The organism is Streptomyces sp. Da 82-17, from assembly GCF_046098215.1.
Lineage (GTDB): Bacteria > Actinomycetota > Actinomycetes > Streptomycetales > Streptomycetaceae > Streptomyces.
Map to the genome: position 1 here is coordinate 1 of NZ_JBJURH010000052.1, position 3,667 is coordinate 3,667.

Annotated in this window: 3 protein-coding genes; 1 reads left to right on the forward strand and 2 read right to left on the reverse strand. The window is 74.9% G+C overall.

All coding sequences use genetic code 11. The features are described 5' to 3' along the window. Positions 1 to 583 precede the first annotated feature (583 nt). Positions 584 to 2,320, forward strand: a complete 1,737-nt coding sequence (locus tag ACIDOF_RS37445) for a GAF domain-containing protein (RefSeq protein WP_409010741.1) — start codon at positions 584 to 586, stop codon at positions 2,318 to 2,320. Positions 2,321 to 2,471: 151 nt separating this feature from the next. On the opposite strand, the gene ACIDOF_RS37450 is transcribed toward ACIDOF_RS37445, so the two are convergent. Together ACIDOF_RS37450 and ACIDOF_RS37455 are read right to left on the reverse strand one after the other, a co-directional pair. Next, positions 2,472 to 3,149, reverse strand: coding sequence for a response regulator (locus ACIDOF_RS37450; RefSeq protein WP_409010742.1), 678 nt, complete (start codon positions 3,147 to 3,149; stop codon positions 2,472 to 2,474). A gap of 87 nt (positions 3,150 to 3,236) precedes the next feature. Then, a partial coding sequence (locus ACIDOF_RS37455) for a universal stress protein (protein ID WP_409010743.1) occupies positions 3,237 to 3,667 on the reverse strand: 431 nt, incomplete at its 5' end.

Genomic DNA, 3,667 nt, shown 5'->3' on the forward strand with positions numbered 1-3,667 from the left:
CCCCGACGCAGGCCGGACCAGACCCCTCGCCGCCGCGCTAGACCGGAACCTCCGCGGCCGTGCCCGGGCCGGACCCCCGGCGCAGTGCCCGCCCGTAGCCCCCGGAGCTTCGCCCGGCCGGAACCTTCGCCGCCGTGCCCGGGCCGGACCCCCGACGCCGTGCCCGCCCGTAGCCCCGGAGCTTCGCCCGCCCGACAGGAGTGGCCGGTGCTCGCCCGCCCGGGAGGCTACGGCCGCCGCGCCCGCCCAACGCCCGCGCTCGCCTGACGGGACACGTCGGCGGTCACCGACCAGACCCTGGCGCTTGTTTGCCCGGAACCCCCGCCGCCCCCCGGCCAGACCTCCCGGCGCTCGCCCGACCAAACCCGGCGCCGCGCCCGACCAGACCCCGGCGCCGCGCTGCCCGGAGCCCCGGCGCCCGCCCGCCCAGAATCCCCGCCGCAGCTCCCGCCCAGAACCCCCAGCGCTTGCCCCGCCCCCAACCCCCGACATTCCCCGACAAGACCCCCCGGCGCTTCGGGGCTACCGTGAAAGGCGGATTCTTCGGGTGCGCCCCGAGCGCCCGACGCCGTCGGAGGTTTGGATGGGCCGGCAGGACGCCGCGGACTCCGCCGAGGCGAGGCTGCCGCGGCTGAAGCTGGACGAGCTGCTCGACGAGCTCCAGCTCCGCATCGGCGAGGTCCGGAGCACGCGGGACCGGCTCCACGGACTGCTCGAAGCCGTGATGTCCGTAGGCCGCGCCCTCGACCTGAAACAGGTGCTGCACGGCATCGTCGAGGCCGCCGTGACGCTCGTCGACGCCGAGTACGGCGCGCTCGGCGTGATCGGCGAGGACCAGAAGCTGTCCGAGTTCGTGCCGGTCGGCATCGGCGGCGACGCCCGCGAGCAGATCGGCGACCTGCCCTCCGGGCACGGCCTCCTCGGCGAGCTGATCCGCAACCCGCAGCCGCTGCGCCTGGCCGAGCTGTCGGCGCACCCGGCGTCGTACGGCTTCCCGCAGCACCACCCGCCGATGCACTCGTTCCTCGGCGTCCCCATCCGCGTACGCGACGAGGTGTTCGGCAACCTCTACCTCACCGAGAAGCGCGGCGGCGCCACCTTCGACGCCGAGGACGAGGCCGTCGTGACGACCCTCGCCGTGGCGGCCGGCATCGCCGTGGAGAACGCGCGCCTCTACGAGGAGGGCCGGGTGCGCCAGCAGTGGCTGGGCGCCAGCTCCGACCTCACCAGCGCACTCCTGTCCGGCACCTCCGAGGCCGAGGTCCTGGACGGGATGCTGGAGCGGGCCGTCGACATCGTCGGCGCCGACATAGGCGTGTTCTACGTGGTCGGCCCCCAGGGCGAGCTGCGCGGCTCGTCGGCCCACGGCATCGGCGCCGACAAGCACCGCGGCGTCGTCCTGCCGAGCAGCGAGGGCACCCTCGCCGCGGTGGCACTGAGCCAGGACGGCCTGGTCAACGTCGCGGACGTGGAGAGCGACGAGCGGGTCACCGTACAGCCCGAGCGGTGGCGGGGGTTCGGGCCCGCGGTTGCCGTGACCGTCGGCACCAAGGAGCGGCTGAGCGGCGTGCTCATCCTCAGTCGGCGCAGCGGCCGGGCACAGTTCACTCGGGCAGAGACCCTCGCGCTGCCGGGCTTCGCCAGCCAGGCCGCGCTGGCCCTTGAGCTCGCCGAGCGGCGCCGGGACGCGGAGCAGGTCAGCCAGTTGGAGGACCGCGATCGGATCGCCCGCGACCTGCACGACCTCGCGATCCAGCGGCTGTTCGCGACCGGCATGACCCTGCAGAGCGCCCGCCGTTTCGTCGACCACCCGGAGGCCGTCGCCCGCCTGACCAGGGCCATCGACGACCTGGACACCACCATCAAGATCATCCGCTCGACCATCTTCGGCCTGCGCGAGCACACGGCCCCCGGCGCCGCCCCGAAGCTCCGCACCCGGATCGTGAAGGCGGCCGACGGGGCGGCGGAGAGCCTCGGGTTCGCGCCCGCGCTGCGCATGGAGGGCCTGCTCGACACGGAGGTGCCGGCCGACGTGGGCGACGAGGTCGTCGCCGTCATCGGCGAGGCCCTCACCAACGTGGCCCGGCACGCGGGGGCCCGCCGGGCCGACGTGTCGGTGGTCGCCGACGAGGGCGTCCTGACGGTGACGGTGAGCGACGACGGCGTCGGCATCGCCCCGGACGGCCCGCGCAGCGGCCTGCGCAACCTCACCGAACGCGCGGAACGCCTCGGCGGCACCCTGTCCGTGCTGAGCAGGCCGGGTCCGGGTGGCGGCACGGTCCTGGAGTGGCGGGTCCCCCTGCACGCCGCGCAGAGCTGACGCGACCTCGGTCCCGGGGGGCGGGCTGACGGGCGGGGGAGGCCCGGTTCAGGCCTCGTGCCCGGGGCTGACGCGGACCGCCCGGCTCACGCCCCGCGCCTGGGCAGGGCGTGAGCCGGGCGGTCCGCGTGCCTGGGCTGGGAGGGGCTGCTCACGTGTCGTGCTCGCGCGCGTGTGCGGCGATGACGGCCGCCTGTACGCGGCGTTCCACGCCCAGCTTGCCGAGGAGCCGTGAGATGTGGTTCTTGACGGTCTTCTCGGAGAGGTAGAGGCGTTCGGCGATCTGGCGGTTGGTGAGCCCCTCGCCGATCAGCTCCAGTACGGCCCGCTCCCGCTCGGAGAGCCCCGCGAGCCGCTCGTCCTCCGGCGGCGCGGCCGGTTCGGGGCCGCGCAGGGAGTGCATGAGGCGTGCGGTCGTCGCCGGGTCCAGCATCGACTGGCCCGTGCCCACGGTCCGTACGGCCGAGACCAGGTCGGAGCCCTTGATCTGTTTCAGGACGTACCCGGCGGCCCCCGCCATGATCGCGTCGAGGAGGGCGTCCTCGTCGTCGAACGAGGTCAGCATGAGGCAGGCGAGGTCGGGCATCCATGAGCGCAGTTCCCGGCACACGGTGATGCCGTCGCCGTCGGGGAGGCGTACGTCGAGCACCGCCACGTCGGGTCGTAGTGCGCGCCCTCTGGCCAGCGCCTGGTCGGCGGTGCCCGCCTCGCCGACCACTTCCATGTCGGGCTCGTCGTCGATGAGGTCGTGCAGGCCGCGCCGGACGACCTCGTGATCGTCGACGAGGAAGACGCGGGTGCGTGTGCCGGGCGTGGACTGTTCGCTCATGACGACCCCTGTGCGATCGGCCGGGCCCGCGGGCCCCTACAAGGATTGTCCGTCAGGCGGGCGCGATGTGGCGCTCGCAGGCCCCGCTCACCGATGCGCGACCACGGCGACCGGCGCCGCGCAGTGGTGGACGACCGCGTGGGTGACGGGCCCGATGTGCGCGCCGAGGGTCGGACGACGGCTGCGGCGCCCCACGACCACCAGCTCCGCCCCGGCGGCGGCCCGTACGAGCACGGGGGCGGCCGGGCCGACCGGCGCGAGCGCGACGACGGGCACCGACGGGTACTGCCGCTCCCAGTGCGCGAGCACCGCCGCGAGCCCCCGCTCCACCCCGGGCGTCAGGTCCTGTTCTGCGGCCATGAGCGCGGACGCCTCCCGTACGAGCGGAGGCAGCGTCCAGGCGTGCACGGCCCGCACCCGGCAGCCGAGCCGGGCGGCCTCGCCGAACGCGAACTCCAGGAGCGGATCGCAGAGTTGACGGATGTCCACCCCGACGACGACGTCTCCGGGACGGCCGG